Source organism: Acinetobacter sp. 24-47-67 (assembly GCF_056779735.1).
Genome location: NZ_JBWYIK010000058.1, coordinates 1 through 223, shown reverse-complemented (window position 1 = coordinate 223; position 223 = coordinate 1). Strand labels below are relative to the sequence as shown.

General features: G+C 44.8%; 1 protein-coding gene. It reads right to left on the bottom strand.

Translation table 11 applies throughout. The features are described 5' to 3' along the window. Positions 1 to 223, bottom strand: a 223-nt coding sequence (locus AC1M9K_RS14675) for a hypothetical protein (protein WP_481589663.1), incomplete at both ends; no start/stop codon positions are given.

Here is a 223-nt window from a genome sequence, read left to right as displayed (position 1 = left end):
TGGATCTACAGTCGCATCACCTGTTGCTACAGGGTTGCCATCTTTGTCTAAGATTTCAACTTTTACTGTTGCACCTGGCTCAGTCTTACCTGAGATTGTTGGTGTAGTATCGTTTGTTGGCTTAAGCTCATCGATGGTTAATTCAGGTGCTACTGTGTCAACCTCGAAGCTCTCTGGCTGAGATTCACCTGTGTTACCTGCTTGATCTGTTGCTTTTGCAACT